Below are 25,395 nucleotides of genomic sequence, written 5' to 3' on the forward strand. Positions count from 1 at the left end.
TGTCGATTACCTCGAAGGTGGTCGACCACATTGACTTTCCGAATCGCAAAGCTGCAGCCGAGTCCGCAAACAACGCTACCGCGCGGTCCGGCTGGAGGCCCTGCTCCCATTTGTAACCGCAGCTGTGCACGGCGAAGTGGTACTCGGCGGGGTTAGTCGGAGCGAGGCGAGAGTCAGGCACGAGTAACACCTCCCGACCGCTGCGCGCGGAGCGCCGCCAATGCTTGATTGCCTACCTCCGGGGTGCGCTCTGATGCTGGACCGGCCAACTCCGCTACCGGCACCGGGCCGAGTTGCTCCCCCATCCAGACCTTGCGAACCTGCTCCAGATACCGCTTCTCGAAACTGATCAAGCCCAGATCACGACTGAGCAGTGGCAGGCTGTTAAACCCGGCGGCCGCGGTCGCATGGTAGACGGCCGGGTGAAACCACTTCGCGATGCCGTGCATCGTTGGATGGCAGTTGCGAAGGGCCTGCTTGTAAGCCGTCTCCACGCTCGGCAATGGCGGGCTGAGCATTTCCGGCGTCGGCACGCAGCCTTGAATGAACTTGCCGGGGCTCGGGATGAAGTCGGACGGCTCGGCGCGGCAACGGATCAGGCCGATGTCGATCTGCTCCTGGGTGCAGATACCGTTCTCGATGAAAGCCAGCAGCCAGGTCGCCTTTGATTCCATGTAGGCCTTCTTGTCCGGCCACGCCTGGCGCCAAGCCGTGCGGATCGTACGCAGCTCGCGAAATAGCTGGTTGATCACCTTGCCGGTTTCGCGAGCCTGATCTTGCTGGGCCTGCGCCGAAACCTCGGTGCTCGCTTCGATGAATTCGCCGTGGCGAACTTTGGTCATGGCCTGGGCCGCTACCGTGGAAACCATTTTCATTTGGCACCACCTTTCATCCATTCGATGTTGGTGTCGTCGAACTCATCCGTCTTCGCTTCGGTACCGGCGTTTTTGGTCTTGTCTCGCTTCACCCACTTGACCAGTTCGAAGCACCAACCAGCTGCGCTCTGGACTGATGCTGGGCGGGCAACGTAGAAACCCATGAACGTTTCGAGCAGTTGATCAGTGATGACTTCGGCGGGGAGTTTGGCAATCGCAAGCTGGTCGGCGAGTGCCTTCTCGTTCGGAGACCAAGCGGCGAACATGGCGAAGCGTTGGCGATCATCCAGCGCCTCGATAGCGGCCTGATCCTGTTCAGCAATCACATCGGCAATCGGCTGCCGCTGCTGCTGTTCGGTTCCTTGATGGTTAATTGATGTATTGGGTGCAGCGGCTGCACCCCGTTCTGTTCCAGGCTGCACCCCGCTCTGTTGTGAGTTGCACCCCGTTGCGTCATTTGCACCCCGATTTGAACGGGGTGCAGGATTTGCACCCCGTGATAGTTGGAGGTCGTAGACAACTGGGCGGCGGTCATGACGGCCGATGTAAACGGCGGCGATCGCCTGATTGCCCTGAAGGATCAATCCGGACTTTTCCAAGTCATCCAATTTGTAACGAACAGTTCGCTCGGAAAGACCGGTGTCCTGCGCAAGAGTCGAGGCGGACGGAAAGGCGCCAGCACCATTTGAACCAGCGTAATTGGCCAAGCAGAGCAGCACGTGACGTGCACTTGGGTCTTTGAGGGATTGCGTGGGCAGAGAGAGCGCCCATGACATTGCTTGAACGCTCACAACGTGATTCCTTGAAGTTGTTCCGCCAGCGTGACGATGCCCGAACGGGTCACCATCACTTGTTCGACGACCTTGATGTCTTGCCCTTCCCCGCCGCCGACCTTGATCAGCTTGTGCTTGAGCCAGCCGGTGTTCAGCCGAGGCTGATACGCGACCCAGCTTGAATGGGCGGTGCGACGATGAATCCAGCGATTCTGATTCAGCCAGGCGAACAGCTTTGTCGGACGAACACCGAGAAGTTGAGCTGCAGTGGTGATGCAAACGTCACCCTGGGTTCTGGCCAAGCGCTGGAGCGCTTCGACCTTCGGCGTCTGCTTATCGATCACATGCTGAAGCTGGAGACTTTGTTCGGCCTGAGATGCGGCGAGTCGAAGCGCCGAAGGAAGATCTTTAGGGATTGTGAAAGCCTGTCGCGACACGTTTTCCAACTCGCTTAAACGTGTCACGACACGATGACGAAGCGGGATGCTGTAACCAGTTAACAGGGTTTCAGTCAGGATGCGGTCCAGGTGGAATTCAGCGGTGTAGTCACGCCCATCCTTGACCTCATGGAGATGGCGCAAATCTGCGCCATCGTCTGCAAGGGCCTTGCGCATCACTCGGATATCCCGGAGGACGTCCTTGTGCTGCTTGCCGGTGAGTTCGGCGATCTCCCTGCTCGACATGGTGACCGTATTGCTTGGAGCGACGATCGTGTTCATAATGGCCCCTCAACTGTTGTAAGTTTTAAAGAAGCCGGTCTAGCCACCGGCTTTTTTGTGTCTGTTATTTGGGTACTGGATGGATCAACAGCCATTCCGGTGCACTACCTCGAATCCCCGCTAAATCCGATACTGACGCCAATGGACCTTCAGGCTATTTCTCAGTGTTTCGAAGGTCTTCCCGAATCCCTTCAAGGTCTTCCTTGAGTAAATCGAGGTGGTGCTGCATGGCTTCCAATCGCTCCATGGTGTTTTCGGTGGTAGGCACAGCCCCCGCTATGCCACAGCCTTTTTTGGGTGCGCCTCGGCAAGCAACCAGCCGACATCAAAAGGCTTGCCTTTAGCTGCCGCCAATTCGGCGATTTTTTTGGCGTATTGGGTTTCACCGGTGTACTCAGTGCGCGGCAAGGCATTCGCGACAAGCCACTTGTAGATGGCTCGTGGTGTCTTCTTGCAGGCCAGGGCCACGGCTGGAACACCCCCGGCATCATCAATCGATTTCTTGAGCGGCCGCATATGGCCTCCGAGTCAAATATGAACTTACAGTACATATTATGTCGGAACTGAAAGTACATGCAAGGGCATGCGATATTGAACCTATGGTTCATATCGAAGATATCCGCGCCGCTTTCGTCATCCGGCTAAAAAAAGCCCTAACCGCCCACGGCATTGATCAGTGGGGGGCAGGTGCTCGACTGGCTGAAATCGCCAAAGTGACGCCGAAGGCTGCAAGCAAATGGCTGAATGGTGAGTCTCTGCCAGGGCCTGCCAAGATGAGCGCTATTGCGGATGCGCTCGGCGTAAAAATCGAGTGGCTGCAGCATGGTTCCGGTAACGAGCCCGCTTTTTCAAAGCTTGCAGAAGTCGGTAGTGGCGAAACTGAAAGTACCCCACCTTCAGCGGCGGATATCGTTCGGAACATGCTTGCCAAGCAAGGTAAAGGACTGTCTGACGATGCTCGCAGACGATTACTTGCGGTCGCTGAAGCAGATGAAGGCGGCGGTGCAATTGAAATCGATTACCGGCCTGGTGTCGCGGGTGATGAAGTCTGGATTGCACATTACGACGTCCGAGCCGCGATGGGCGGCGGGCAGATTCCGCACGACTACCCCGAGATGTTCCAGGATGTGCGTGTCAGCCCCCAGCATTTGCGCGAGATGGGTGTTGAGTTTAAAGAGCACTTCCACCTGAAGATGGTGACAGGATGGGGCCAGTCCATGGCGCCCACGATTAAGCATCGAGACCCGCTGTTGGTAGACGTCAGCATCCGGGAGTTCGTGGGCGACGGGATCTACATGTTCTCTTGGGAAGGTCATCTCTACATCAAGCGCCTTCAGTGGATCGGCGATGATCAGATCAAGATGCTTTCCGATAACGATAGGCATCCGCCGCAGACGATCAGGGCCGATGAGACCTTCATCCAGGCTCGAGTGCTGCTGGTCTGGAATGCGAACCTGGTGTAGCTGGATTGTGGCCTGTGTATCAGAAGTTCTGAAAATGCCGAAGAAAAAGCCGGAAAGTCAGGCTGCGGTGACCGCCGCTGAGATAGAGCGCTCTATCCAAGCCTTGAACAAAATGGCTGAGCGTCTGTGGGGTGATGGCCGAGAATCTGAGGCGAAAGCCCTCCTCGATGCCTTAGACGCATTAAACCGGGCGCTGGACCGAATCAGGATCGGCGAAAGTCGCAGAGTTCTTCATTGAAGACCGTCTGGAACGAGGGTTGATGGCATGGCGCACACACTTCAATACCCGATAGGTAAGTCAATCCGCGTCATCGAGACTGAGGTGGAAAATCTGCTCAATTTGACTAAAGCGCTCAAAGAAGCCGGGGATACCGAGCGGGCTAGGGCTGTCGCAATGCAGGCGCAGAAGCTTGTTGAGGCGGCGGTGGGGCTGAGAATTGCTATGACCGGCTGAAAGACCTGGGGTGGCAGCGATTTGCAAGGAGTGATGATGGGACTCAATAAGCCAGTGCAAGACCTCAAGCGCGACCTCCTGGGTGTCGCATTAATGAGGTCAAGGGCGGGCAAATAACACGAACCAAATAGGTGAGGCAGCAGGGATTTGTAGTAGTCAGCAAGAAAAACAATACGCCGGAGGCCATCCGCGGACGGCGATCAGCTACTTACCAAAATGGGGTTACACTCGAATGACTGACAAGCCAAAGAATCCTCCAAGTCCTCCGCCGCGCCCTACAAGCCCTCCCTCGAGGCCTACGCAGGATGGCTGGCCTACAAAGGAAAGTGGTCGCGGAGGTAATATCTCAGAGAGCCGGCCAATTCCGCCTCCGCCACGTCGAGATCCTTGAAGTGAACGAAACCGCCCAGCAAGAAACAGAAACTCACGAGTTAGGGTTTTATGTTCAGCGCAATATTCGCTACCACATGCGGCGAGGAGCGTTTTTCCTTCGCTGGGGTAGGTTTACCGCCTTTGTTGGAGTAGTTTTCGGATCGGCAACTGTCACATCGTTGGTTGCGAGCTCAAATGCCTATCTGATCGGTGCGTCAGCTCTCATAGTTACATTGGCCTCAGCAGTTGACCTGGTTGTAGGTACAGGCCAGCGCGCTTGGCTGCACAACGATCTTCGTAAGCGCTATTTGGACATAGAGGCTGCAATGCTGGCCGATGATCAGCAGGCTCTCATGTCGAAGATTCGTCACTACAGGAGCCAGATTCGCCGTATCGAAGCTGATGAACCACCAACACTGTCAGCATTAGAGGTTTTAGCTCGTAACGATGTGATCAGGTCCATGTACCCAAAAGATCAAGCGGACAAGCATGTAAGTAAACTCGGCTGGTTCAAGCGCACATCAGCTCAGTGGTTCGACTGGGATACATCTGAAGCTTAAACGCAGAAGCATCACCAAAGCCCGGCCACTGTGCCGGGCTTTTTCGTTCTAGCCTTGCGCCCTCCCTCGTAGGATCTACACTGACCACGAGACTGCTGAAGGATCAGCGAACTGTTTTTTTGCCCGTTCATGCGGGCTTTTTTTCGTCCTGATTCCGCCCTCCCCGGCTACCACCCTTTTGAAAGCCTGGTCCGTCACTGATCGGCCCGTTCGTTTCTGCAATATGCTTTTCACGAAGCGCTCACAGAATCGAGCGCAGATTGCTCGCACTCCTTTGAAGAATCCCAATTAGGTCCGCCCACACGCGGGCCATTTTTTTGACCTTCAGAAAGGCGCCGGCTCCTCCACTGGCTCCATCACCTCTACCGGTCGATCCTCATCGGTGCTCGCCTCCCACTTCAACGTCACCGACTCGTCGTCGTTGAACGTCATGTCTATGCCATCCGTCTCGTTTAACAGCCCCATCACCTCTTCCCACTCCCGGTCACCATCCGTGTCCAGGCGATGGATCGTCACCCAGCGCTGAGTCTGAGCAACCGGGTGATTGATCATCGAAGAGACCCGCAGGCCGAGCCGTTCTATTCCGGTGATTTCCTGACGAACGATCTGCTTTGACTGCTTTTGCGGCTTTGCCATCCCACTCCCCTTTTGCTGTATATGCATCCAGTATCAGACGACTATAGCGAAGCGGTCCACAGCGGTAAATCCCCAAATGCGTCAGGTGTGGATTTCCATCAGCAATGTGCTTTTTATAAAAATATGTACTTCTGGTACTTGACCAAATATGAACTGTTGGTTCATATTTCACTCAACGCAGCGATACACCGCCGCGAGGAACACCAGACACCGCTCTTTAACAGTCAGCGCAACAAACAACAGACCGCATTGCCTCTACCGGCGACCGGCGAACAGACAGGCCCGAAAGCCTGCCAACGACAGGACAACCCTGTACGGCTGATCGATGGTGAAACGCCATAACCGTGTGAATGACCCGGCAAGCAATGCGCACCGCCCCTCCGGCGGTAATAGGACGGACAGTTTCACTGATGCACCTGGTTCTCCGGGTGCATTGGGAAATCAACCGAGAGGTACACAGCATGGAATCAACAATCAAAAGCGGCACATGGATCGGCCATCTCGGCCGAGGCCTTGCCCGTCGAGAGCTTCAGTTTCTGCTTTCAGTTGCCCAGGGATTGACCGCCAAACAGATCGCCAGGGCGTTCGATGTTGAACCTGGGACAGTGGTCAAGCGGATATCCAACGCAATGTTCAAGCTGGGTGTTCACCGCCAAACCGCACTGGTCGCCGAGGCGATGCGCCGAGAAATAATCGTTGGACTGGCTGACTGCCCGAATCCTCAAGGCCCAGCTGGGGAATCTACTGATGGTGTTTTTATCGCGTAAACGACGGCAAAGCATCACTGCTGCACCTTGGCGACAGGGTGCATCGGGATGTCACCCAACCCAGAGGAACACCCATGAAATCGAAAGCGTTATTGCTGGCTGTGCTGCTGAGTGTTTCAGCGATCGCCAGCGCGGCACCGCCTCCCCTGCGCTTCTGCTCCGGTGGTGAAGGCGGCTTTTACGAAAGCCTGGCCACCAGCATCGGCAACACCATCGCCAAGCAGGACGGTGGCGAGGTGAAGGTGATCAACACCGGCGGCTCGGTTGAGAATGCCGAGAAGCTGAAGGACGGGGCCTGCGACATTGCGGTTATCCAGAACGACGCGGTGATCAGTTTGCCGATGCCGGCCGACCTCAAGGTCAGCGATGCACACCAGGAGGTCATCTACTGGCTACACGGTAAGTCCGGTGTCGATGACTTCGGCAAGATGGAAAAAGACAGTGTGGCGGCGAAGTACGCCTTCGCTGCGGTGTCGGGATCCGGGGCATTGGTTACGGTCCGCAACTGGATCAAGACCGACAAGGATTACGAAGGCGCGCGCATCGTCGAGTTTGACGACTGGTACAGCGCGGCCGAAGCAGTCGCACAGGGCTATGTCACGAAGGCCGGTGTGCGCATTGAGATCGCCGGCATGTTGTACATCGGTCGCGCCGGGAAGATCCCGAACGACATCACCGCCGACTTCAGCAAGCAGATTCTCATCGGCGAGGTTAACGATAGTTCGTTCGAAGACGCCAAGGACGCCAACAACAACCCGCTTTACACCCACTGCGTTGTCGACAAAGAAGGCCAAAGCGGCCTGGACACTTCTACGATGGGCAAGCCTGACACCTACTGCCTGCGCGCTCAGATCGTGTTCAACAACGACTACCTGAAAAGCATGCAGCCAGACGAAGCGAAGAAAGTCCGCCGCGCTGTGGATAAGGGCATCAACAGCGTAGTGAAGGTGGTTCGGTGATCAGTCGCTTGCTCACCGCAATGCTGCTAGGCCTTGGCCTGCTTGTGGGAGCGAGCTTTCTACACATCATTTCTGTCGCGTACCTGGCTGGCGTTATCTCCGGCCTCGCCCTGGGCATGGTGATGTGGTTCCGCTTCGCTCGATAGCATCATTTCTGCCCATTCAATGAGTGGGCAGAGGGACACAAAAGACCGGAAACAAATTGCACCTTTTCGGAAAGGTTTTTCCAACACACCGAGGGATCACCCATGCATCCATCATTTCAAGAGCGCATCGACGAACTCGGTGTGCTGCTGCAACAAACCAACGCCGCACGCGCCGCGTTCTTCGGCCGTACCAGTCGCCAGATGCCACCTAAACCGGTGCGCTTCCAGGTCACGGGCGAAAGCGTTGGCATGTTCCGCGTCGTCGACCTCACCACCGGCAAGACTCGCGCCTTCCGCCAGGACTATAAGGCTGCTCACGACCTCGCCATGCAGTTTGAAGCAAAGGCCAATCGCCTCCCCGGAGGTGCGCAGTGATCGGCGTACCGATGCCCCACCCGCGTGAGTCGATCATCGAGACTCTGAACCAGCAGCTGGAACATTACTTCGGCACCGGCAAATCGGTGCAGGAAGTCGCCCCGGGCGTAAGCGGCGTTAAGGACAACACGTTCGGTACCGCCCATACCAACAAGCTGCGCGCCGAGCGGGACAAGATCGCACCCAGGCTGAAGGAACTGGCCGAGGCCGGCACACCAGTCGCCAAGGCCGCCAAAGAGTACGGCATGGAAGCCAAGCGCGCCCGCCTCATCGCCCGCGAGAACGGATTCAAGTTCACATCGTGAGGCGCCTAAACAACCAGGTGCGCCAGCGCCGACGACAGACACACATCCACCTCCCTCCGAGCGGTCTCAGCCATGACGATGACAGTGCTGCACACCATCGGCCCGAATGGCGGCCACACCTTGCCGAGAGGCACCCGGCCATCGAAGCCGATTCGGTGGGACGTCAGCGTCTGGCTGACCCTACCCAGCGGCGAGAAGACCATCCACGCAATGACAGTGCCTTGCGCGCTGATGTTCGACCTGGTGCCAGCTGTAAATGAGCGAGTAACTGAGTTGATTGCCGAGGTCGGTGACACGGTTATCGCCGCCGGCTGGCTCGCACACGGTCGGGGCATACCGAAAAAGAAGAGGAAGAAGTAGTGGCGAAAGACAACGCACAGATCCAGCGTGACAAGCGCGCCAAGGAGAAAGCCTTACTCGACCGGATCGGCGCCGAGAAACGCACCCTGATTGTTTCGAAAGCGCTGGCTGATGCACTTCAGGTGCTTGGCGAGCGTCACGAGTTCGAGGAATGGCAAGAGACGGTGTCGACGTTCTTGATCAACCTGGCCGCTGCGCCCGCCGAAGAGTCCGCCAGCTTCGCCAGCATGTCGCGACCTGAAATTGTGGTGACAGAAAAGCAGTCTCGACAGCTTGATAAATTCGCCAAGACCGGCATCGAAGAATAGCTATCATCGATTAAAAAATCGAAGTGGCTATTCAGCGCTTGGCAAGTTCGGAGTGTGACCATATAGCGCTGCAAGATATCATCTTAGATCGCCATGGTTTTATCTGATCATCAAGAGACTCATCATGATCATCAACGAAACCAAATAGAAGAAGAGCACCTAAGTACACTGAATACTCAGCTGTAAACATTGATGAATACCATAGCAACAGGCGTTCGCTTTCAGAAAGCTGGACCTTTAACATCTTCAATGAAAAAGCTTTAAACTCATCGCTCGATTTCTCGTTGAGTATGAACCCCAAAACTAAAAACACTGAATCAATATAAAGACCTACTAACGGCCAATTAGACCTCCTCCATTTTTTGAATACTTCTTCTGCGGATAAAAAAACCTCCATGTCGTCTTCGCGAGTCTGCACACGAATGCGGACACGCGTTGACAGAGCGTCCCTTAACCCCATGGCCGCATGATGCTGTGCCTGATGTCCTGTAGCATAATCATCGCCCATTGATCCCACGTAGCCTTTAACACGCAATTTAGTACTTAGTGCATTTTCATTCATTAACCCAACCAATTGAAACAGACGCTGCTCTCTCAACTGTTCATCATGTCTACTTTCTCCTTCTTCATTAGCCGAAACTTGGACACGGAGAGTATAAAGAATCGCAATGAAAGCAAAGAATGAAAATATCGGATTTAGAACTCCTCCAAAATAATCGCCGAACTGCCCCCACTTTTCTTGATCGGCAAGTACATTGGTGGAAAACTCTGAAACATACCGAACCGCGACACTAAATATCACAAATAATGCAACAACTGCCACTACTAGCAAACCCTTATCAAGTTCCTTCAGCTTCGCCATTCCTATTGCCCTCGCAAATGACACGACACTACCTGACCCACTTATAGAACGCCAGCCGGCGAGGATCCCATATGTCCGCACAACAGAAGAAACACCCCTTCGATTTCAAAACACAATACGGACTTGGCTTCAGCACGCAGGACGATGAGATCGTTGTCGACTTCTTCTGTGGTGGCGGCGGCGCCGGTACCGGGCTGGAAATGGGCCTGGGCCGTGCGGTGAACGTCGCGAAGAACCACAGCCACCAGGCGATCAGCATGCACACCGTGAATCACCCTGGCGCCGTGCATTACACCACCGACGTATTCGAGGGTGATCCGGACACCGAGTGCGGCGGCAAGGCCGTAGGCTGGTTTCACATGTCGCCAGACTGCACGCATCACAGCCAGGCCGCCGGCGGCCAGCCACGCAAACGGGAGATTCGCAATCTGTCGTGGATCGGCCTGAAGTGGGCCGGAAAGAAGAAGCCCCGCGTCATCAGCTTGGAGAATGTTAAGCAGATTCTTCAGTGGGGGCCGCTCATCGCTAAGCGCTGCAAGGCGACCGGCCGAGTAATGAAGTTGGGCGGCGCCATTGCCGAGCCGGGCGAGGTCGTCCCGGTCCACCAGCAGTTCCTGGTCCCTGATCCGAAGCGGCGCGGTCAGACCTGGGCAACCTTCGTCGCCGAGCTGCAGCACTTGGGATACGTCGTTGAATGGCGCGTGATCAAAGCCTGTGACTTCGGCGCGCCAACGACCCGGGAACGCCTGTTCATGATTGCCCGTTGCGACGGTCAGCCGGTTGTCTGGCCTGAGCCAACCCACGCCAAGCATCCGGTCAAGGGTCAGCAGAAATGGCGCACCGCCGCCGAGTGCATCGACTGGACGATCCCGAGCAAAAGCATCTTCGACCGGCCCAAGCCATTGGCACCAGCCACCCTTCGCCGGATTGCCAAGGGCATGAAGAAGTTCGTCATCGATGCCGCTGCCCCGTGTATCGTACCGATCGCGAACTGGTCAGGCGAAAGCGTCCAGTCGGCGCACGATCCACTGCGCACCGTTACCTCTTGGCCGCGCGGCGGTTCGTTCGCCATGGCCAGCCCAATCATAGCGCCAGCCATGCACCAGGGCAGCGACCGGATTAACGACCCGCACGCCCCGCTGCCGACTGTGACATGCGCCAACCGAGGCGAGCTCACATTGATCAGCCCGACGCTGATTCAGACTGGATACGGCGAGCGCGCCGGACAGGAGCCCCGGGTGCCGGGTCTTGATCAACCGCTCGGCACCGTGGTTGCCGGCGGCGTTAAGCACGCTCTCGCTGCAGCGCACCTGGTGAAGTTCCGGTTTGCGGACGAAGGCAAGGCGCTCGATGAGCCGCTGCCAACCATCACCAGCGGTGGCAACTACCAGCGCCCGGCCGGTGCTGCCCACGCGATGGGTATCTCGACAGTGTTCATGGCCCAGATGAATGGCGGCTTCAACACCACCGACGCCAAGAGCATCGAAGACCCGATGACCACGGTTACCAATACCGGCAGCCAGCAGCAATTGGTGACCGCCAGCCTGCTGCACCTACGCGGCAACTGCGATGCACGGGATGCCGACGATCCGATCCACACCATCAGCGCTGGCGGCACCCACCACGGACTGGTCACAGCTTTCATGGAGCGCCAGTTCGGCGCCAGCGTTGGCCAGGCAGTGGACGAACCAGCACCAACGATCACGGCTGGTGGCGGCGGCAAGAGCTCGCTGGTCGAGTTCCAGCTTTCGCCAGAGGTTGAAGCAGGCGCCCTGCGCGTCGCGGCATTTCTGATCAGCTATTACGGCACCGAGAATGTGAGCGGCGCCGGCGAGCCAGCACCAACGATCACCACCAAGGATCGCCTGGGCCTGGTCACCGTCACCATCAAGGGCACGCCCTACGTGATCGTCGACATCTGCCTGCGCATGCTTCAACCGGCCGAGTTGTACAAGGCTCAGGGCTTCCCCGCCGACTACATCATCAGCCACGGCGCCGACGGCAAGCCGTTCACCAAGACTCAACAGGTCCACATGTGCGGCAACAGCGTCAGCCCGCCGCCGATGGCGGCGATCGCGCGGGCCAATGACCCGTGGCGTATGTCCGAGCGACAGTTGGTCGCGGCGTAAATCAAGCAAGCCATGCCTGCCATGGAAACGTGTAGATCCATTCGATAACTTGATAAATGTGATTGATCGTCAGATCGATCAACACCTGCCGGATTATTTCTTCAACCGTGTGTTTCATTGGGTAGCCCCTCAATTGATCTCCATGGCAAGAGCGTTTCTCTTACCTAGAGGCCGTCAATTAATCAGGGGCTGCCTTTTTAATCCTCTTGGGCTTTTTCCAACTCCCCACTCCACCGCCCGGGCATGACCCGGCATAGGACGCCCCATGCCCACAGAAAACAAAATCCCAGTCATCTACGTGGCCGGCCCCTATCGCGCAGCAACCCGCGAACTGATCGCCGAAAACATTGCGGTGGCCAGGTCGGTCGCGGTCAGCACCGCACGCCTCGGCTGGTTCCCGATCTGCCCCCACACGAACACCGCGCACTTCGACGATGACTTGCCGGACCAGGATCAGTTCTTCCTCGATGGCACCATGGCGCTGATGGAGCGATGCGACGCTGTCGTGCTGATCAACGGGTGGCGATATAGCGCGGGCACGCTCGGCGAGGTTCACCGGGCGCGCGAACTTGGCATCCCAATCTTCGCGTGCCTGGAGGATCTGCCGACCGCAGCCGAATTCAACGGTATGACGGTTGTGAATGCCCATGATCTGGTGTCGATGGAGATTGCAGGCTGATCAATCCTGCTTCTTCTGCCAATACTCCATTCGCTTTACCGGGTCAGAGACCGTTTTGCCACATTGCTCGGCGTAGTTGTTTAAAAGAATTGAAAAATTTGCGCCGTCATTGTCGATCTCTTTCATCATCGACTTTATAGCCATCTCAGTTCTTGCCAGAGTCAGTTTCTCATTTGTGAGTGCAGTCGAGTACTCCATTGCGGTATCTGCAGCATTTCGGCCACGCTCAGCCAATTCTGGATGCTGAGTGTCGAAAACTTTCGCTGAAACCAAATAGAAACCTGCGCACTCAGCTAACTCATGCGCAAGATTGGTGATTGCACGCTGAGGCTCGTACGCGAAAGCCACATTAAAGGGCAGCGCCAACACAAACAAAAAATACCTGACCAATTCTGAGCGTCCTTTGTTGCTTGCGAGTGCCGGCACGGAATGCCTCAGTAAAGCACATCAATTCCCTCCCCCTTCAAAGTCAGCCGCTATAGCGGCAAGGACGAAGTCATGCCTGAAGAAATGAAAACGGCTTGGCCAGAGCACTACCGCTACATCGACACCATTGGGCCCGATGGTCTTGAAGTGCACTGCATCACCTACCAAGTGATCGGCGAGACGGCGCAGTGCTACTACATCGGCGACAAACATACCTGCGACCTGGTCAACGGCCCGCAATACAGCTGGACCGCCGAGGCCGTGAAGAAACGCCGCAAGCGCGTCTTGAAGGAAGGCGGAACTTGGGGCCGACGCTTTGCCTACACCGACAAGGCACTGGCGCTGCGATCGTACAAGGCGCGCAAATCTTGGCAGATGCGGCACGCGCAATTGTCGATGGAGCGGGCCAAGGCGGCTATTGGGTACTTCGGCAACCTCGAAGTCGAAAGCACGATTCCTGTCGAGGCCGTGACAATCCCGAACGAATACATTCAGGGCTTGGGCTGGGGGGATTATTGATGATCCTGCTCACAGCACCAGCCCTCGCCTGGTTCGCCTATGTGTACTGCTACAGGGGGAGGCGGTGATGACAGACAAGATGCGCGAAGAGTTCGAGGCGGCTTTCGTCCAGCACCAGGTTGCCAGTCATGGCGAGGGCTTCCGCTCCTCTGCCGTCCATATGCTCAAGCGCGATGGCAACTTTGAGAAACCTCCAACCTACTACGAACTGCACCGCCGCGAGCAGGGCATGTACGACTCGTTCTGGGTGGAAATAGTCTGGTGGGCATGGCAGGTATCCCGCGAATCGCTGGTGATCGAGCTGCCGCCGCCTTATCCCGTTCCAGAGGAACCAGAGGAAGCGCTGGATGACAGCTACATGGACGCCTATCACGCGGCCAACGGTATGCGTCATGCCTGCTCAAAATTCATCGAAGCCGCTGGCCTGAAGGTGAAACCATGAATCTCTGCGATTGCTACGTCACTGAAGTACTCAGCCAACCCTACCGCAAGTTCGGCAACTGGTGGGTAGATGTCTCCTACGAAAGCTGGGGTTCTCCCAGCAAGACTCAGCTGATGTTTTCCACCGAAGCAGGCGCCGCCGCTGTGACAGTCGGCCACCACTTCCTTGCCTGACCAGCTGTAAACCCGAATCTTACAACTCAGCCAGCCTGCCGGTGTGCGGCGGGCGAAGGAATAATCATGTCTGAACAATTTACCGTCCATGAATGGGAAGGCGTCCTGCGAGGCCGCGCGATCCCGGGCGACTCTCTGTGTGGCGAAACCACAGCCCGATATGTGCACCGCAAGCTTGCGGAGATGTCCGCCGAAAACGAATCGCTTCGAAAGGCGCTGGGCGGAATGCTTTTCGCCTTCGATGACGGCGTAGGGCGCGACTGGTCGGCTGAGCTGCTCGATCACGCGCGAACCCTGTGCCCTGCGGCTGAATTCAAAGCTTAAACCCATCACCACCTTCTGCCGCCACGCGCGGCATGGAGCATCATCATGGCAGCAGCAGAACAGATACCGGCTGAGTACCTGTCCGACAAGATCGCCGAGAAGAACTTCGCGGAAATGGTCGGCACGACCCGGCGCGCACTCCAGGGCAAGCGCCAGCGCAACATCATCCCGAAGGGGGTGTGGAACGAGATTGATGGGCAAATTTACTACAGCATAAGGAGATATGAGGCATGGCTAGAAAGCCTTTGGGATTGCCCGCCGGAGTTGAATTCGCGGGCCAGTCAGTCCGGATTCGCTTCACCTGGAAATTCCGCCGCTGCGAGACCCTCCCCTATCCCCAAACGCCAAAAGGCATTAAAGCAGCCGCAGATCTACGCGCTACAGTAATCAGCCTCATCAAGCACGGCGTGATGGACGACCAGCGTTACGCCGAGCTGTTCCCGAACTCAACCTACTCCACCTATTCTGCGACACCGCTCTTCGGCGGCTATGCGCAGACCTGGCTCGACAGTCGGGAAGTCGTGGGCGGAACCCGGAAGAACTACCGGATATCCCTCAACCTTTATTGGATGCCTCACTTGGCGTTGCTGCCGATTGATCAAATCAGTTCGGCAACGCTGCGAAAAATTGTAAGTGAGACACCGTGGAAATCTTCGACAGTGAAACGCTCGGCGATCCAGCGCCTGCACACGATGTTTGAGTGTGCGGTGAATGACGAGCTGATCACACGGAACCCGGTTGGCTCGATTGAACTGCCGGTGAAGGCGAAGAAGCCGGTGGATCCATTTACGGTAGTGGAGGCGGATTTGATAATCGGGCACCTATATAAGGTGCTGACCGGTTCGATGCTGGTATACGCGGCGTACTTCGAGTTCGCGTTTTACACCGGCATGCGGCCAGGGGAGATAGCGGCGTTGCGCTGGGATGAGGTGAATACAGAGGCGCGCGTCGCCAACGTGTGTCGGATCGTCGCGGACTACAAGATAGAGGAGCGCACGAAAACCCGCGAAGCTCGGCGAGTCATGCTGAACAGCAGGGCATTAAATGCAATTGAGGTGGCCAAGAGTGTGGCCGATTTGAGGGCGAAGCAGAGCCGGCGGCATCACAAGCATTCACCGTACGTGTTCCCGCCGACCAAGAGCTTTGAGTTTATCCAGCAGGCCAGCGTGACCGACAAACACTTCAAGGCGGCACTGGCCGCATTGAAGATCAGGGCCAGACGGCAATACAACTGCCGTCACACATACGCTACCATGTGCCTCATGGCAGGCATGAACCTCGGGTTCATTGCGAATCAGCTCGGCCACAGCGTGCAAATGCTACTGTCGACTTACGCCCGGTGGATCAATTCCAGTGAAGACTGGAGCGAAGTCGGGAAGCTTGAACAAAGCCTGATTGGTACAAAATTGGTACAGACAGAAACCGTACCCCTCTAGAACCCATACGGAATACAGCTCTGTGACATTGGAACAGAATTACACCGCGATCCTTGGCCAACTGGGCGAAGACGTCTCCCGCGAGGGCCTGCTCGACACGCCAAAACGTGCCGCCAAAGCCATGCAGTACCTCTGCCGCGGTTATGAACAGACGCTCGAAGAAGTCACCAACGGTGCCTTGTTCAGCTCCGACAACAGCGAAATGGTGCTGGTCAAGGACATCGAGTTGTACTCGTTGTGCGAACACCACCTGCTGCCGTTCATCGGCAAGGCCCATGTCGCTTATATCCCGAGCGGCAAAGTATTGGGCCTGTCGAAAGTCGCGCGCATCGTCGATATGTACGCCCGCCGCTTGCAGATCCAGGAAAACCTCAGCCGCCAGATCGCGGATGCGGTCCAGCAGGTCACCGGCGCCCTGGGCGTTGCGGTGGTGATCGAGGCCAAGCACATGTGCATGATGATGCGCGGTGTGGAGAAACAGAATTCGTCGATGATCACCTCGGTGATGCTCGGTGAGTTCCGCGAAAACGCCGCCACCCGCAGCGAGTTTCTCAGCCTGATCAAGTAACAGGCCGCACGAAGAAAACCGGCATTCATCGCCGGTTTTTTTTCGTCCGCAAAAAATCAGGTAAGCTGCGCGCCCTTCTTCATTCGCACCGTGAGGCTTTCAACGTGTTCGTAAAAGCGCTTCGTGTCGGCCTTGGCCAACTGATCATCTTCATCGACTTCATCACCCGTCCGGGCAAGAAACAGCGCCCTGCCGCTGCTCAGGCTCAGGTCGAAGCGGCCGCCAAGGGCCTGACACTGTATCAATTCCACGCCTGCCCGTTCTGCGTGAAGACCCGCCGCTCCCTGCGCCGCCTGAACGTGCCGGTGGCCCTGCGCGATGCGAAGAACAACGAGCAGGATCGCCAGACTCTGCTGGAACAAGGTGGCAAGATCAAAGTGCCGTGCCTGCGTATCGAAGAGAACGGCCAGACCACTTGGATGTATGAGTCCAAGGTGATCATTGATTATCTGGACAAGCGATTCGCGGCAGCCTGACACCGCAAACTCCAGACAAAAATAAACCGGCCCTTGAGCCGGTTTATTTGTTTCTGCCCCCCCCCTCAGGCTGCTTTAGCCGCCAGAGCCTGACGCACGACCGCCGCCAATCGCTTCAGCCCTTCATCCAGTCGAGCCGGGTCAATGTGACTGAAGTTCAGCCGCAGATGCCCGTGATGGTTGTCCGGCTCGGGAAAGAACGGTTCCCCCGGCATGAATGCCACGTCATTGTCCAACGCCGCATTGAGCAGGGTTCGTGTGTCCATTGGCTGTTTCAACGTCAGCCAGAAAAACAACCCACCCTGGGGCACGTTCCAGTCCGCCAGATCGGCAAAGTGCGTTTGCAGTGCTGCTTCAAATGCGTCTCGACGGCAGCGGTAGAAGTTGCGCAACTCACTCAGGTGCTGCTGGTATTTCTCGGTGCCGATCCATTGCAGCGCTTGCCATTGGCCAATCCGGTTGGTGTGCAGGTCCGCCGATTGCTTGAGCTTCAACAAATGCGGAAACAGGTCTGGGCTGGCAATCAGGTAACCGACACGCAGGCCCGGCAACAGGGTTTTCGAGACGGTGCCGGTGTAGATCCAGCTGGCTTTCTTCAAGCGACTGACAATCGGCGTGGCGCTGGCGCCGTCGAAGGTCAATTCGCGATAAGGCTCGTCTTCGATCAGGGTCACACCGAACTCGTCGAGCAATGCCGCCACGGCATCGCGCTTGGCCTCGCTGTAACGCACTGCCGATGGGTTCTGGAACGTTGGAATCAGGTAGATGAACGCCGGACGATGTTTTTCCAGGCGTGCGCGTAACTGCATCAGGTCCGGGCCATCCGCTTGCTGCGGCACGGTGATGCAGTCGGCACCGAACAGCTGGAAGATCTGCAACGCCGCCAGATACGTCGGTGCTTCGAGCAATACCTCGGTGCCTTTATCGATATAGAGCTTGGCCGCCAGATCGAGGGTTTGCTGGGAACCGCTGACCACCAGCACCTGACTCGCCTCGCACGGCACGCCCAGCGCCCGCGCCTCTGCTGCCAGGGCTTCACGCAATGCGGGTTCGCCTTCGCTCATGCCGTACTGGCCCATGGACAACGGCAAGTCGGCCCATTCCACCTTCGGCAACATGGCTTCGGCCGGCAAGCCACCGGCAAACGACATCACTTGCGGACGTTGAGCGGCCGCGAGGATTTCTCTGATCAAAGAACTTTTGAGGCGCGAGACACGTTCGGAAAAAGCCATGAGAGTCACCGGTAGCGAGGCCTGAGGAAAATGAGTCAAACTTGTTGACCGAAATTACGACAGACCTGACGGATACGTCAACATGATTGACCTTAAAAACCCGACATCCCAGCAACAGGCCATGGAAGCGTTTTTCTTTGGCTACCAGGCGTTCACCGCCAAAGCCGATGAAATGCTCGAACGTCGCGGCTTGAGCCGGGTGCATCAACGCATCGTGTTTTTCATCGCCCGTTATCCGAACCTCAGCGTGAAGGAGTTGCTGGCGCTGCTCGGCGTGAGCAAGCAAGCGCTGAACATGCCGTTGCGTCAGTTGGTAGAGATGCATTTGGTGAACAGTGTTGCGTCAGAAACTGACAAGCGGAAACGCCTGCTGGAGTTGACTGAGGATGGCGCGCGGTTCGAGCAATCGTTGCGGCGCGAGCAAGTGAAATTGCTTGAGCGGGTGTTTGCCGAGGCCGGGGAGACGGCGGTGAATGGGTGGTTGGCGGTGAACAAGGCGCTGGGGCAAACCCAGGTGCTTGCGGACTGAGTGTTCTGGTTGATGGATTTGTAGTGGGTGGTTTGGCCCCTTCGCGAGCAGGCTCACTCCTACAGGGGAATGCGGTCAACTGTGGGAGCGTGGCTTGCCCGCGATGGCGTCCTTCCTGGCGATATACCCCTATCGCCAAATATTTCGTCGACAAAATCAAAAACATTATTTGCTTTCTTTGTATACAAAAGCATAATCCACTTCGTGCGAGTTTCTGACCGTACGGTCAACAAATTCGCAAGTGCCTCAAAGGGCCGCTGCCACCCTCATGGGTCCGGCCCTGGAAATAACAATAAAACTCTTGAGGAGTACTCGCTGTGGAAAGCCGCAAATCCGAAGCATCGACGCTGGATCTCTCGCCGCCTTTACGCAATGGCTGGCTGGAGCGCATCTTTAAACTCAGCTTGCATGGCACCACGGTGAAGACCGAGCTGATCGCCGGTCTGACAACCTTCATCACCATGGCTTACATCATCTTCGTCAACCCGAACATCATGGCCGATGCCGGCATCGATCACGGCGCCGCGTTTGTCGCCACCTGCATCGCCGCTGCATTGGGTTGCCTGCTGATGGGCCTGTACGCCAACTGGCCGGTCGGCCTGGCGCCGGGCATGGGACTGAACGCCTTCTTTACCTACACCGTGGTCGGCACCATGGGCTACAACTGGGAAACCGCCCTCGGTGCGGTGTTCGTGTCCGGTGTGTTGTTCATGATCCTGACCTTTTCGCGGATTCGCGAATGGCTGCTCAACAGCATTCCGGTCAGCCTGCGCTTCGCCATGGGCGCCGGCGTGGGGCTGTTCCTGGGCCTGATCGGCCTGAAAACCGCAGGCATCGTCGTCGATAGCCCGGCGACCCTGATCAAGCTCGGCTCCCTGCGCGAACCCGGCCCGCTGCTCGCCGCCGTTTGCTTCTTGATGATCGCCATCCTCAGCTACCACAAAGTGTTCGGCGCGATCCTCATCAGCATCATCACCGTGACCCTGGCTGGCTGGGGTCTTGGCCTGGTGCATTACGAGGGCATCATGTCCGCCCCGCCGAGCCTGGCCCCGACCTGGATGGCCATGAACCTCGCCGGCGTCTTCAACGTCAGCATGATCAGCGTGGTCCTGGCTTTCCTCTTTGTGCACATGTTCGACACCGCCGGCACGCTGATGGGCGTGGCCCAGCGCGCCAACCTGGTCGGCGCTGACGGCCGGATCGAAAACCTCTCCCGCGCGATGAAAGCTGACAGTGCGTCCAGCGTATTTGGTGCGGTTGTGGGTGTTCCGCCGGTTACCAGCTATGTGGAAAGCGCCGCGGGTGTTGCGGCGGGTGGGCGCACCGGCCTTACGGCGGTCACCGTCGGCGTGCTGTTTATCGCGGCGATGTTCTTCGCCCCCCTGGCCGGGATGATCCCAGCCTATGCCACCGCCGGCGCGCTGATTTATGTGGCGATGCTGATGATGGGCGGCATGAAGCACATCGAATGGGACGAAGCTACCGATAGCATTCCGGCGATCGTCACCGCGATCATGATGCCGCTGACCTTCTCGGTCGCCGACGGCATCGCACTGGGTTTCATCACCTACGTGGCGCTGAAGGCCGGTACCGGTAAATACAAGGAAATCTCCGTCAGCTTGTGGGTGCTCTGCGCGATCTTCATCGCCAAGTTCATCTTCTTGTAAGCGGTCCTCGTTTCAACCCGCCTCACCCACCGGGTGGGGCTTTTGCACATTTGGAGGAAAGTGATGAGTCTGGAAACCTGGCTGCTGTTCAGCGGCGCTGCGCTGGTAGTGATCCTGATCCCGGGGCCGCTGTCTTTGCTGATGATCAGCAACAGTCTCAATTACGGTTTGCGCCGTTCTTACCCGGCGTTTCTCGGCGGTGTCATTGCCTCGATTTGCTTGCTCAGTGCCTCGGCGCTGGGCCTGGGCGCCTTGCTGTTGGCGTCGGAACAACTGTTCAGCGCGCTGAAAATCGTCGGCGCGCTCTATCTGTTCTACCTCGCCTGGCAGAGCTGGCAGCAATCGCGCCAGCCGTCGGTGGGCGCCGAAGTGCCTCTGGCGGCGCCAGTGCCGCGCTTTCGTGCCCTGTTCGGGCGCGCGTTTGTATTGGGCGCGAGCAACCCGAAAGACATTCTGTTCTTTGCCGCCTTCCTGCCGCAGTTCCTCAGCGCCGAGCAGCCGTTCCTGCCGCAGTTGCTGGTGATGATTGCGACCTGGACCGTGCTCGATCTGCTGTGCAAGTTGGCTTATGGGCTGGGTGCGCATGGTGCGGCGCGGTATTTGCGTAGCGGCAAGGGGCAGAGCTGGTTTAACCGGGTGAGTGCGGGGTTGTTTGGTGGTGCAGGCGCTGCATCTTTGTTGAGCCGCTAAGAGCATCGCGGGCAAGCCCGCTCCCACAGGGTTATGTGAGCGCCACAACTCCTTGTGGGAGCGGGCTTGCCCGCGATGGCGTCGGCACAGGCAACATTTCTCCAGACGAAAAAAAGCCCGCAGTGTGAGCGGGCGAAAGACCAAAGAAGCTATATGCGCAGTCGCTTCCAGGTTGTGGTAGCTGCTTGGGGGATCAGCTGCCGCGGTACGTGGAATAGCTATAGGGCGAAATCAGCAGTGGCACATGGTAGTGATCCTGCTCGGCAGAGATGCCAAAACGCAGCACCACCACATCCAGAAATGCCGGCTCCGGCAGCGCAACGCCACGGGCGCGGTAGTAATCGCCCGCATGGAACTGAACCTGATAGACCCCGGTACGGTAGTCATCGCCTTGCAGCAGGGGTGCATCGACCCGACCGTCGCTGTTGGTTATCGCGCTGGCGACCAATTCCAGCTGCGATCCTTCAACGCGGTACAACTCGACCTTGATCGAGCTGCCCGGGCAACCGTGTGCTGCGTCCAAAACGTGTGTAGTCAAACGTCCCATTGATTCTGCGCGCCTGCCTGCGTCAAGCAGTCAGACCTCGCGCCTCCCGAAGTCAGTTAAAAAGGAGACCGCACCGGTTCGGAGCACGAAACGCTGCGGCGAGCGATTGATTAAGACACTTTTCAAAAAAATTGTACACAATAAAAACGACATATTTACCTCGATGCCCGCCAGTCGGGAATTTCCGGCGAATTTGCGCCACCTCATAAGATCAGAGGAGCCTCTACCATTTAGCTGACCGGTCAGGCAGGTTTCTTGCAGTATCATCAATTCATGACAGTTCGCGAAAAATGCAAAAATTCAGGCTTACAAAGTGAATATAAAGTTGTATACAATCAGCCCATCGCTGTGACGCCAGCCTGGCACTCAATGTTCAGGCACGTCGCGCCAACGTCATCACCGAATTAAGAAGGAAGACTGCAGTGAGCGCTGACTACCCACGCGACCTGATCGGTTACGGCAGTAACCCTCCTCACCCACATTGGCCGGGGAACGCCCGCATTGCCTTGTCTTTCGTACTCAATTACGAAGAAGGCGGCGAGCGCAACATCCTGCACGGCGATAAAGAATCCGAAGCCTTCCTCTCCGAAATGGTCTCGGCGCAGCCACTGCAAGGCGCGCGCAACATGAGCATGGAATCGCTTTACGAGTATGGCAGCCGTGCCGGTGTCTGGCGGATTCTGAAGCTGTTCAAGGAATTCGACATTCCACTGACCATCTTCGCCGTGGCCATGGCCGCCCAGCGCCACCCGGACGTGATCCGCGCGATGGTCGATGCCGGCCACGAGATCTGCAGCCACGGCTATCGCTGGATCGACTACCAGTACATGGACGAAGCCCAGGAACGCGAGCACATGCTCGAAGCGATCCGCATCCTCACCGAAATCACCGGTGAACGTCCGCTGGGCTGGTACACCGGTCGCACCGGCCCCAACACCCGTCGCCTGGTGATGGAAGAAGGCGGTTTCCTCTACGACTGCGACACCTACGACGACGATCTGCCCTACTGGGAACCGAACAACCCGACTGGCAAGCCGCACCTGGTGATCCCGTACACCCTGGACACCAATGACATGCGCTTCACCCAGGTCCAGGGTTTCAACAAGGGCGACGACTTCTTCGAATACCTCAAAGATGCGTTCGACGTGCTGTACGCCGAAGGCGCCGACGCACCGAAAATGCTCTCGATCGGCCTGCACTGCCGCCTGATCGGCCGTCCGGCGCGTCTGGCATCGCTCAAGCGCTTTATCGAATACGCTAAAAGTCATGAACAGGTGTGGTTCAGCCGTCGCGTCGACATCGCTCGCCACTGGCACGAAACCCACCCGTACCAAGGGGCTGCGAAATGAGCACCTTTCAAACCGTCAAACCTTCGAGCCTGAGCCGTGACGCGTTCGTCGCCGCTTTCGCCGACATCTACGAACATTCGCCATGGGTGGCCGAGAAGGCCTTTGACCTGGGCCAGGACGCTTCGATCGACGAGATCGAAACCCTGCACCAGCGCATGAGCGACATCCTGTTGAGCGCCGATCACGCAAGCCAGCTTGCCCTGATCAACGCTCACCCGGACCTGGCCGGCAAAGCTGCCGTCCAGGGCCAACTAACCGAAGCCAGCACCCATGAACAGGCTGGCGCCGGTATTCACCAATGCACGGCCGAAGAGTTCCAGCGCTTCACCGAGCTGAACGACGCCTACAAAGCCAAGTTCAAGTTTCCCTTCATCATGGCGGTAAAAGGCAGCAACCGGCATCAGATCCTCGCAGCGTTCGAAACGCGCATCCACAACTCGGTCGACACCGAATTCAAATGTGCGCTGGCAGAGATCAACAAGATCGCCCTGTTCCGATTACTGACCCTATAGCAAGCCTGGCCCGAGTGGATTCAAGAACGCTGATTCACCCAGGGCCTCGCAAGCATCCCAAGCCAACTTATTAAAGGCAGACAAGAAGAATGAAAGCTTACGCCGTACCTTTCGAGAAGTTCGTCAACCTGGCCGACGCCCGCCTGGGCACCAAAATCATCTCGGTCACCGATGACTGGTTCGCTGATGCCAACCGCCTGTTCCAACCGACCCCGGCTGTGTGGAAAGAAGGCGTGTTCGATGACAACGGCAAGTGGATGGACGGCTGGGAGTCGCGCCGCAAGCGCTTCGAAGGCTACGACAGCGCGGTGATCCGCCTGGGCGTACCGGGCTCGATCAAAGGCGTCGACATCGACACTTCATTCTTCACCGGCAACTTCCCGCCGTCGGCCTCCCTGGAAGCCTGCTTCCTGGCTGAAGGCGAGCCGACCGAAAACACCCAGTGGGTTGAAGTTCTGTCCGCCGTCGAACTGCAAGGCAACAGCCACCACTTCCACGAAATCAACAACGATCAGGCGTTCAGTCACCTGCGCTTCAACATCTACCCGGATGGCGGCGTGGCCCGTCTGCGTGTGTACGGCGTGCCGCACCGCGACTGGTCGGCTGTTGGCGACAACGAGCAAATCGACCTGGCCGCAGCCCTGAATGGTGGCCGCGCCCTCGCCTGCTCCGACGAACACTTCGGTCGCATGAGCAACATCCTCAACCCGGGTCGTGGCATCAACATGGGCGACGGCTGGGAAACCGCACGTCGTCGCACGCCAGGCAATGACTGGGTGATCGTCGCGCTGGGTCATGCCGGCGAGATTGAAAAAGTCATCGTCGACACCCTGCACTTCAAGGGCAACTACCCGGACACTTGCTCGATCCAGGGCGCCTTCGTGAAGGGCGGCACCGACAGCCAGATCGAAACCCAATCGTTGTTCTGGCGCGAATTGCTGCCGGCGCAGAAACTGGAAATGCACGCCGAACACACCTTCGCCGAGCAGATCAAGGCATTGGGCCCGATCACCCACATCCGCCTGAACGTGTTCCCGGATGGTGGTGTGAGCCGCCTGCGCGTACTGGGCAAGGTCGCTAAATAAGCGCTGAACCCAATCGCGGGCAAGCCCGCTCCCACAAGGAACTGTGGTGTACACAAAACCTGTGGGAGCGGGCTTGCCCGCGATAGCAATAGAACAGACAACAACGAATTCAAGGTAAGAAGACAGCATGCGCACACTGACGATTGAACCGCTGACCAAAGAAGCCTTCGCCCCTTTCGGTGACGTGATCGAAACCGACGGCAGCGATCACTTCATGATCAACAACGGTTCGACCATGCGTTTTCACAAACTGGCGACGGTTGAAACCGCGAAGCCAGAAGATAACGCGATCATCAGCATCTTCCGCGCTGACGCGCAGGACATGCCGCTGACCGTCAGCATGCTGGAGCGTCACCCGTTGGGCAGCCAGGCGTTTATTCCGCTGCTCGGCAACCCTTTTCTGATCGTGGTCGCGCCACTTGGCGATGAACCTGTATCAGGCTTGGTCCGCGCCTTCGTCACCAACGGCAGGCAGGGCATTAATTACCATCGCGGCGTCTGGCACCACCCGGTGCTGACGATCGAAAAGCGGGATGACTTCCTGGTGGTTGATCGCAGTGGCACAGGCAATAACTGCGATGAGCATTTTTTCAAAGAGGATGAGCGTTTGATCCTCGCCCCCCACCAATAAGAGAAGGTCTGATCACTCGACAACAGAGTGACAGGCGAGAGGTAAAG

36 protein-coding genes and 1 pseudogene are annotated in these 25,395 nt (G+C 57.3%); 28 read left to right on the forward strand and 9 right to left on the reverse strand.

Annotated elements, in window-relative coordinates; genetic code table 11:
- Nucleotides 1–173: 173 nt before the first annotated feature.
- From C7534_RS27460 to C7534_RS27475, 4 genes are all read right to left on the reverse strand, one after another.
- Nucleotides 174–875 (reverse strand): replication protein P, encoded by a 702-nt coding sequence (locus C7534_RS27460; protein ID WP_109787683.1) that lies wholly within the window; start codon nt 873–875, stop codon nt 174–176.
- Nucleotides 872–1,651: a helix-turn-helix domain-containing protein gene (locus tag C7534_RS27465; protein WP_109787732.1), complete on the reverse strand. Its 780-nt coding sequence runs from the start codon at nt 1,649–1,651 to the stop codon at nt 872–874. Before C7534_RS27465 ends, C7534_RS27460 begins: the two co-directional genes overlap by 4 nt.
- An 11-nt stretch (nt 1,652–1,662) precedes the next feature.
- A complete protein-coding gene (locus C7534_RS27470) occupies nt 1,663–2,367 on the reverse strand; it encodes a phage regulatory protein/antirepressor Ant (protein WP_109787684.1) in 705 nt (234 codons plus the stop codon).
- Between the two features lie 276 nt (nt 2,368–2,643).
- Nucleotides 2,644–2,883, reverse strand: coding sequence for a hypothetical protein (locus tag C7534_RS27475; protein ID WP_109787685.1), 240 nt, complete (start codon nt 2,881–2,883; stop codon nt 2,644–2,646).
- An 83-nt stretch (nt 2,884–2,966) separates the two neighbouring features.
- Between C7534_RS27475 and C7534_RS27480 the strand changes: the two genes are divergently transcribed.
- The 4 genes from C7534_RS27480 (at nt 2,967) to C7534_RS27495 (ending at nt 5,216) form a co-directional block, all read left to right on the forward strand.
- Nucleotides 2,967–3,830: a LexA family transcriptional regulator gene (locus C7534_RS27480; protein WP_109787686.1), complete on the forward strand. Its 864-nt coding sequence runs from the start codon at nt 2,967–2,969 to the stop codon at nt 3,828–3,830.
- Nucleotides 3,831–3,864: 34 nt separating this feature from the next.
- Nucleotides 3,865–4,068 (forward strand): hypothetical protein, encoded by a 204-nt coding sequence (locus C7534_RS27485; protein ID WP_109787687.1) that lies wholly within the window; start codon nt 3,865–3,867, stop codon nt 4,066–4,068.
- A 27-nt stretch (nt 4,069–4,095) separates the two neighbouring features.
- A complete protein-coding gene (locus C7534_RS27490; protein WP_109787688.1) occupies nt 4,096–4,284 on the forward strand; it encodes a hypothetical protein in 189 nt (62 codons plus the stop codon).
- 392 nt (nt 4,285–4,676) lie between these two features.
- A complete protein-coding gene (locus C7534_RS27495; protein WP_109787733.1) occupies nt 4,677–5,216 on the forward strand; it encodes a hypothetical protein in 540 nt (179 codons plus the stop codon).
- Between the two features lie 324 nt (nt 5,217–5,540).
- Here the strand turns inward: C7534_RS27495 and C7534_RS27500 are convergent, their stop codons facing one another.
- Nucleotides 5,541–5,852 carry a DUF1654 domain-containing protein gene (locus C7534_RS27500; protein WP_109787734.1) on the reverse strand — a complete coding sequence of 104 codons (312 nt, stop codon included), beginning with the start codon at nt 5,850–5,852 and terminating at the stop codon, nt 5,541–5,543.
- A gap of 87 nt (nt 5,853–5,939) precedes the next feature.
- Here C7534_RS27500 and C7534_RS27505 point away from each other — a divergent pair, with 87 nt between their 5' ends.
- The 7 genes and pseudogenes from C7534_RS27505 (at nt 5,940) to C7534_RS27535 (ending at nt 9,072) form a co-directional block, all read left to right on the forward strand.
- The gene (locus C7534_RS27505) at nt 5,940–6,194 is read left to right on the forward strand and encodes a hypothetical protein (protein WP_146206201.1); all 255 of its coding nucleotides are present in this window, start codon (nt 5,940–5,942) and stop codon (nt 6,192–6,194) included.
- Nucleotides 6,195–6,313: 119 nt separating this feature from the next.
- Nucleotides 6,314–6,547 (forward strand): annotated as a pseudogene (locus tag C7534_RS27510) (response regulator transcription factor); the annotation flags it as partial.
- A gap of 146 nt (nt 6,548–6,693) precedes the next feature.
- Nucleotides 6,694–7,578: a hypothetical protein gene (locus C7534_RS27515; RefSeq protein ID WP_109787690.1), complete on the forward strand. Its 885-nt coding sequence runs from the start codon at nt 6,694–6,696 to the stop codon at nt 7,576–7,578.
- 248 nt (nt 7,579–7,826) lie between these two features.
- Nucleotides 7,827–8,099: a hypothetical protein gene (locus C7534_RS27520; protein WP_109787691.1), complete on the forward strand. Its 273-nt coding sequence runs from the start codon at nt 7,827–7,829 to the stop codon at nt 8,097–8,099.
- Nucleotides 8,096–8,404, forward strand: coding sequence for a hypothetical protein (locus tag C7534_RS27525; RefSeq protein ID WP_109787692.1), 309 nt, complete (start codon nt 8,096–8,098; stop codon nt 8,402–8,404). Before C7534_RS27520 ends, C7534_RS27525 begins: the two co-directional genes overlap by 4 nt.
- A 72-nt stretch (nt 8,405–8,476) precedes the next feature.
- On the forward strand, nt 8,477–8,764 hold the full coding sequence (locus C7534_RS27530) for a hypothetical protein (protein WP_109787693.1): 288 nt from the start codon (nt 8,477–8,479) through the stop codon (nt 8,762–8,764).
- Nucleotides 8,764–9,072: a hypothetical protein gene (locus C7534_RS27535; protein WP_109787694.1), complete on the forward strand. Its 309-nt coding sequence runs from the start codon at nt 8,764–8,766 to the stop codon at nt 9,070–9,072. The genes C7534_RS27530 and C7534_RS27535 overlap by 1 nt, the downstream gene beginning before the upstream one ends.
- A 31-nt stretch (nt 9,073–9,103) precedes the next feature.
- Here C7534_RS27535 and C7534_RS27540 read toward each other — a convergent pair whose 3' ends face one another.
- Complete coding sequence (locus C7534_RS27540) at nt 9,104–9,934, reverse strand: hypothetical protein (RefSeq protein ID WP_109787695.1); 831 nt, start codon at nt 9,932–9,934, stop codon at nt 9,104–9,106.
- A gap of 71 nt (nt 9,935–10,005) precedes the next feature.
- Here C7534_RS27540 and C7534_RS27545 point away from each other — a divergent pair, with 71 nt between their 5' ends.
- Nucleotides 10,006–12,063: a DNA cytosine methyltransferase gene (locus C7534_RS27545; protein ID WP_109787696.1), complete on the forward strand. Its 2,058-nt coding sequence runs from the start codon at nt 10,006–10,008 to the stop codon at nt 12,061–12,063.
- Nucleotides 12,064–12,328: 265 nt separating this feature from the next.
- The gene (locus C7534_RS27550) at nt 12,329–12,742 is read left to right on the forward strand and encodes a DUF1937 family protein (protein ID WP_109787697.1); all 414 of its coding nucleotides are present in this window, start codon (nt 12,329–12,331) and stop codon (nt 12,740–12,742) included.
- Here the strand turns inward: C7534_RS27550 and C7534_RS27555 are convergent, their stop codons facing one another.
- On the reverse strand, nt 12,743–13,168 hold the full coding sequence (locus C7534_RS27555) for a hypothetical protein (RefSeq protein WP_256594828.1): 426 nt from the start codon (nt 13,166–13,168) through the stop codon (nt 12,743–12,745).
- A 72-nt stretch (nt 13,169–13,240) separates the two neighbouring features.
- On the opposite strand from C7534_RS27555, the gene C7534_RS27560 reads away from it, so the two are divergent.
- The 8 genes from C7534_RS27560 to C7534_RS27585 all read left to right on the forward strand — a co-directional run bounded on the left by C7534_RS27560 (nt 13,241) and on the right by C7534_RS27585 (nt 17,106).
- Nucleotides 13,241–13,687 (forward strand): hypothetical protein, encoded by a 447-nt coding sequence (locus tag C7534_RS27560; RefSeq protein ID WP_109787699.1) that lies wholly within the window; start codon nt 13,241–13,243, stop codon nt 13,685–13,687.
- 67 nt (nt 13,688–13,754) lie between these two features.
- A complete protein-coding gene (locus C7534_RS27565) occupies nt 13,755–14,129 on the forward strand; it encodes a hypothetical protein (protein WP_109787700.1) in 375 nt (124 codons plus the stop codon).
- Nucleotides 14,126–14,302, forward strand: a complete 177-nt coding sequence (locus C7534_RS32650; protein ID WP_177412292.1) for a hypothetical protein — start codon at nt 14,126–14,128, stop codon at nt 14,300–14,302. Before C7534_RS27565 ends, C7534_RS32650 begins: the two co-directional genes overlap by 4 nt.
- 66 nt (nt 14,303–14,368) lie before the next feature.
- Nucleotides 14,369–14,626 (forward strand): hypothetical protein, encoded by a 258-nt coding sequence (locus tag C7534_RS27570; protein ID WP_109787701.1) that lies wholly within the window; start codon nt 14,369–14,371, stop codon nt 14,624–14,626.
- 45 nt (nt 14,627–14,671) lie between these two features.
- The gene (locus tag C7534_RS33000; protein WP_256594829.1) at nt 14,672–15,013 is read left to right on the forward strand and encodes a hypothetical protein; all 342 of its coding nucleotides are present in this window, start codon (nt 14,672–14,674) and stop codon (nt 15,011–15,013) included.
- Nucleotides 14,917–16,062: a site-specific integrase gene (locus C7534_RS27575; RefSeq protein ID WP_256594830.1), complete on the forward strand. Its 1,146-nt coding sequence runs from the start codon at nt 14,917–14,919 to the stop codon at nt 16,060–16,062. The genes C7534_RS33000 and C7534_RS27575 overlap by 97 nt, the downstream gene beginning before the upstream one ends.
- A 22-nt stretch (nt 16,063–16,084) precedes the next feature.
- Entirely contained in the window at nt 16,085–16,630 is a 546-nt protein-coding gene (folE, locus tag C7534_RS27580) for a GTP cyclohydrolase I FolE (protein ID WP_010456659.1), read from the forward strand.
- Between the two features lie 104 nt (nt 16,631–16,734).
- Complete coding sequence (locus C7534_RS27585; protein ID WP_046027105.1) at nt 16,735–17,106, forward strand: glutathione S-transferase N-terminal domain-containing protein; 372 nt, start codon at nt 16,735–16,737, stop codon at nt 17,104–17,106.
- A gap of 65 nt (nt 17,107–17,171) precedes the next feature.
- Here C7534_RS27585 and C7534_RS27590 read toward each other — a convergent pair whose 3' ends face one another.
- Nucleotides 17,172–18,338, reverse strand: a complete 1,167-nt coding sequence (locus C7534_RS27590) for an aminotransferase-like domain-containing protein (protein ID WP_109787704.1) — start codon at nt 18,336–18,338, stop codon at nt 17,172–17,174.
- A gap of 82 nt (nt 18,339–18,420) precedes the next feature.
- Between C7534_RS27590 and C7534_RS27595 the strand changes: the two genes are divergently transcribed.
- From C7534_RS27595 to C7534_RS27605, 3 genes are all read left to right on the forward strand, one after another.
- Nucleotides 18,421–18,867: a MarR family winged helix-turn-helix transcriptional regulator gene (locus C7534_RS27595; RefSeq protein WP_046027107.1), complete on the forward strand. Its 447-nt coding sequence runs from the start codon at nt 18,421–18,423 to the stop codon at nt 18,865–18,867.
- Between the two features lie 317 nt (nt 18,868–19,184).
- Nucleotides 19,185–20,534 (forward strand): NCS2 family permease, encoded by a 1,350-nt coding sequence (locus tag C7534_RS27600; RefSeq protein ID WP_109787705.1) that lies wholly within the window; start codon nt 19,185–19,187, stop codon nt 20,532–20,534.
- Between the two features lie 63 nt (nt 20,535–20,597).
- On the forward strand, nt 20,598–21,224 hold the full coding sequence (locus C7534_RS27605) for a LysE family translocator (RefSeq protein ID WP_046027109.1): 627 nt from the start codon (nt 20,598–20,600) through the stop codon (nt 21,222–21,224).
- A 193-nt stretch (nt 21,225–21,417) separates the two neighbouring features.
- On the opposite strand, the gene uraH is transcribed toward C7534_RS27605, so the two are convergent.
- On the reverse strand, nt 21,418–21,771 hold the full coding sequence (uraH, locus tag C7534_RS27610) for a hydroxyisourate hydrolase (RefSeq protein ID WP_046027110.1): 354 nt from the start codon (nt 21,769–21,771) through the stop codon (nt 21,418–21,420).
- Nucleotides 21,772–22,193: 422 nt separating this feature from the next.
- On the opposite strand from uraH, the gene puuE reads away from it, so the two are divergent.
- The 4 genes from puuE (at nt 22,194) to C7534_RS27630 (ending at nt 25,348) form a co-directional block, all read left to right on the forward strand.
- Entirely contained in the window at nt 22,194–23,120 is a 927-nt protein-coding gene (gene puuE, locus C7534_RS27615; protein ID WP_109787706.1) for an allantoinase PuuE, read from the forward strand.
- Nucleotides 23,117–23,632, forward strand: coding sequence for a 2-oxo-4-hydroxy-4-carboxy-5-ureidoimidazoline decarboxylase (uraD, locus tag C7534_RS27620; RefSeq protein ID WP_109787707.1), 516 nt, complete (start codon nt 23,117–23,119; stop codon nt 23,630–23,632). The genes puuE and uraD overlap by 4 nt, the downstream gene beginning before the upstream one ends.
- Before the next feature lie 89 nt (nt 23,633–23,721).
- Nucleotides 23,722–24,717 (forward strand): allantoicase, encoded by a 996-nt coding sequence (gene alc / locus C7534_RS27625; protein WP_046027113.1) that lies wholly within the window; start codon nt 23,722–23,724, stop codon nt 24,715–24,717.
- 127 nt (nt 24,718–24,844) lie between these two features.
- Nucleotides 24,845–25,348, forward strand: coding sequence for an ureidoglycolate lyase (locus tag C7534_RS27630; protein WP_008146154.1), 504 nt, complete (start codon nt 24,845–24,847; stop codon nt 25,346–25,348).
- The last annotated feature ends 47 nt before the right edge of the window (nt 25,349–25,395 follow it).

The sequence above is a fragment of the Pseudomonas sp. OV226 genome (assembly GCF_003148705.1).
In the GTDB taxonomy this organism is placed as follows: Bacteria; Pseudomonadota; Gammaproteobacteria; order Pseudomonadales; family Pseudomonadaceae; genus Aquipseudomonas.

Bases quoted from the DNA above. Each gene is read 5' to 3' on its own strand.
- C7534_RS27460 (WP_109787683.1), bottom strand. From the start codon at position 875: ATGAAAATGGTTTCCACGGTAGCGGCCCAGGCCATGACCAAAGTTCGC.
- C7534_RS27465 (WP_109787732.1), bottom strand. From the start codon at position 1,651: ATGTCATGGGCGCTCTCTCTGCCCACGCAATCCCTCAAAGACCCAAGT.
- C7534_RS27470 (WP_109787684.1), bottom strand. From the start codon at position 2,367: ATGAACACGATCGTCGCTCCAAGCAATACGGTCACCATGTCGAGCAGG.
- C7534_RS27475 (WP_109787685.1), bottom strand. From the start codon at position 2,883: ATGCGGCCGCTCAAGAAATCGATTGATGATGCCGGGGGTGTTCCAGCC.
- C7534_RS27480 (WP_109787686.1), top strand. From the start codon at position 2,967: ATGGTTCATATCGAAGATATCCGCGCCGCTTTCGTCATCCGGCTAAAA.
- C7534_RS27485 (WP_109787687.1), top strand. From the start codon at position 3,865: ATGCCGAAGAAAAAGCCGGAAAGTCAGGCTGCGGTGACCGCCGCTGAG.
- C7534_RS27490 (WP_109787688.1), top strand. From the start codon at position 4,096: ATGGCGCACACACTTCAATACCCGATAGGTAAGTCAATCCGCGTCATC.
- C7534_RS27500 (WP_109787734.1), bottom strand. From the start codon at position 5,852: ATGGCAAAGCCGCAAAAGCAGTCAAAGCAGATCGTTCGTCAGGAAATC.
- C7534_RS27515 (WP_109787690.1), top strand. From the start codon at position 6,694: ATGAAATCGAAAGCGTTATTGCTGGCTGTGCTGCTGAGTGTTTCAGCG.
- C7534_RS27520 (WP_109787691.1), top strand. From the start codon at position 7,827: ATGCATCCATCATTTCAAGAGCGCATCGACGAACTCGGTGTGCTGCTG.
- C7534_RS27530 (WP_109787693.1), top strand. From the start codon at position 8,477: ATGACGATGACAGTGCTGCACACCATCGGCCCGAATGGCGGCCACACC.
- C7534_RS27540 (WP_109787695.1), bottom strand. From the start codon at position 9,934: ATGGCGAAGCTGAAGGAACTTGATAAGGGTTTGCTAGTAGTGGCAGTT.
- C7534_RS27545 (WP_109787696.1), top strand. From the start codon at position 10,006: ATGTCCGCACAACAGAAGAAACACCCCTTCGATTTCAAAACACAATAC.
- C7534_RS27550 (WP_109787697.1), top strand. From the start codon at position 12,329: ATGCCCACAGAAAACAAAATCCCAGTCATCTACGTGGCCGGCCCCTAT.
- C7534_RS27560 (WP_109787699.1), top strand. From the start codon at position 13,241: ATGCCTGAAGAAATGAAAACGGCTTGGCCAGAGCACTACCGCTACATC.
- C7534_RS27565 (WP_109787700.1), top strand. From the start codon at position 13,755: ATGACAGACAAGATGCGCGAAGAGTTCGAGGCGGCTTTCGTCCAGCAC.
- C7534_RS32650 (WP_177412292.1), top strand. From the start codon at position 14,126: ATGAATCTCTGCGATTGCTACGTCACTGAAGTACTCAGCCAACCCTAC.
- C7534_RS27570 (WP_109787701.1), top strand. From the start codon at position 14,369: ATGTCTGAACAATTTACCGTCCATGAATGGGAAGGCGTCCTGCGAGGC.
- C7534_RS33000 (WP_256594829.1), top strand. From the start codon at position 14,672: ATGGCAGCAGCAGAACAGATACCGGCTGAGTACCTGTCCGACAAGATC.
- C7534_RS27590 (WP_109787704.1), bottom strand. From the start codon at position 18,338: ATGGCTTTTTCCGAACGTGTCTCGCGCCTCAAAAGTTCTTTGATCAGA.
- C7534_RS27595 (WP_046027107.1), top strand. From the start codon at position 18,421: ATGATTGACCTTAAAAACCCGACATCCCAGCAACAGGCCATGGAAGCG.
- C7534_RS27605 (WP_046027109.1), top strand. From the start codon at position 20,598: ATGAGTCTGGAAACCTGGCTGCTGTTCAGCGGCGCTGCGCTGGTAGTG.
- uraH (WP_046027110.1), bottom strand. From the start codon at position 21,771: ATGGGACGTTTGACTACACACGTTTTGGACGCAGCACACGGTTGCCCG.
- uraD (WP_109787707.1), top strand. From the start codon at position 23,117: ATGAGCACCTTTCAAACCGTCAAACCTTCGAGCCTGAGCCGTGACGCG.
- alc (WP_046027113.1), top strand. From the start codon at position 23,722: ATGAAAGCTTACGCCGTACCTTTCGAGAAGTTCGTCAACCTGGCCGAC.
- C7534_RS27630 (WP_008146154.1), top strand. From the start codon at position 24,845: ATGCGCACACTGACGATTGAACCGCTGACCAAAGAAGCCTTCGCCCCT.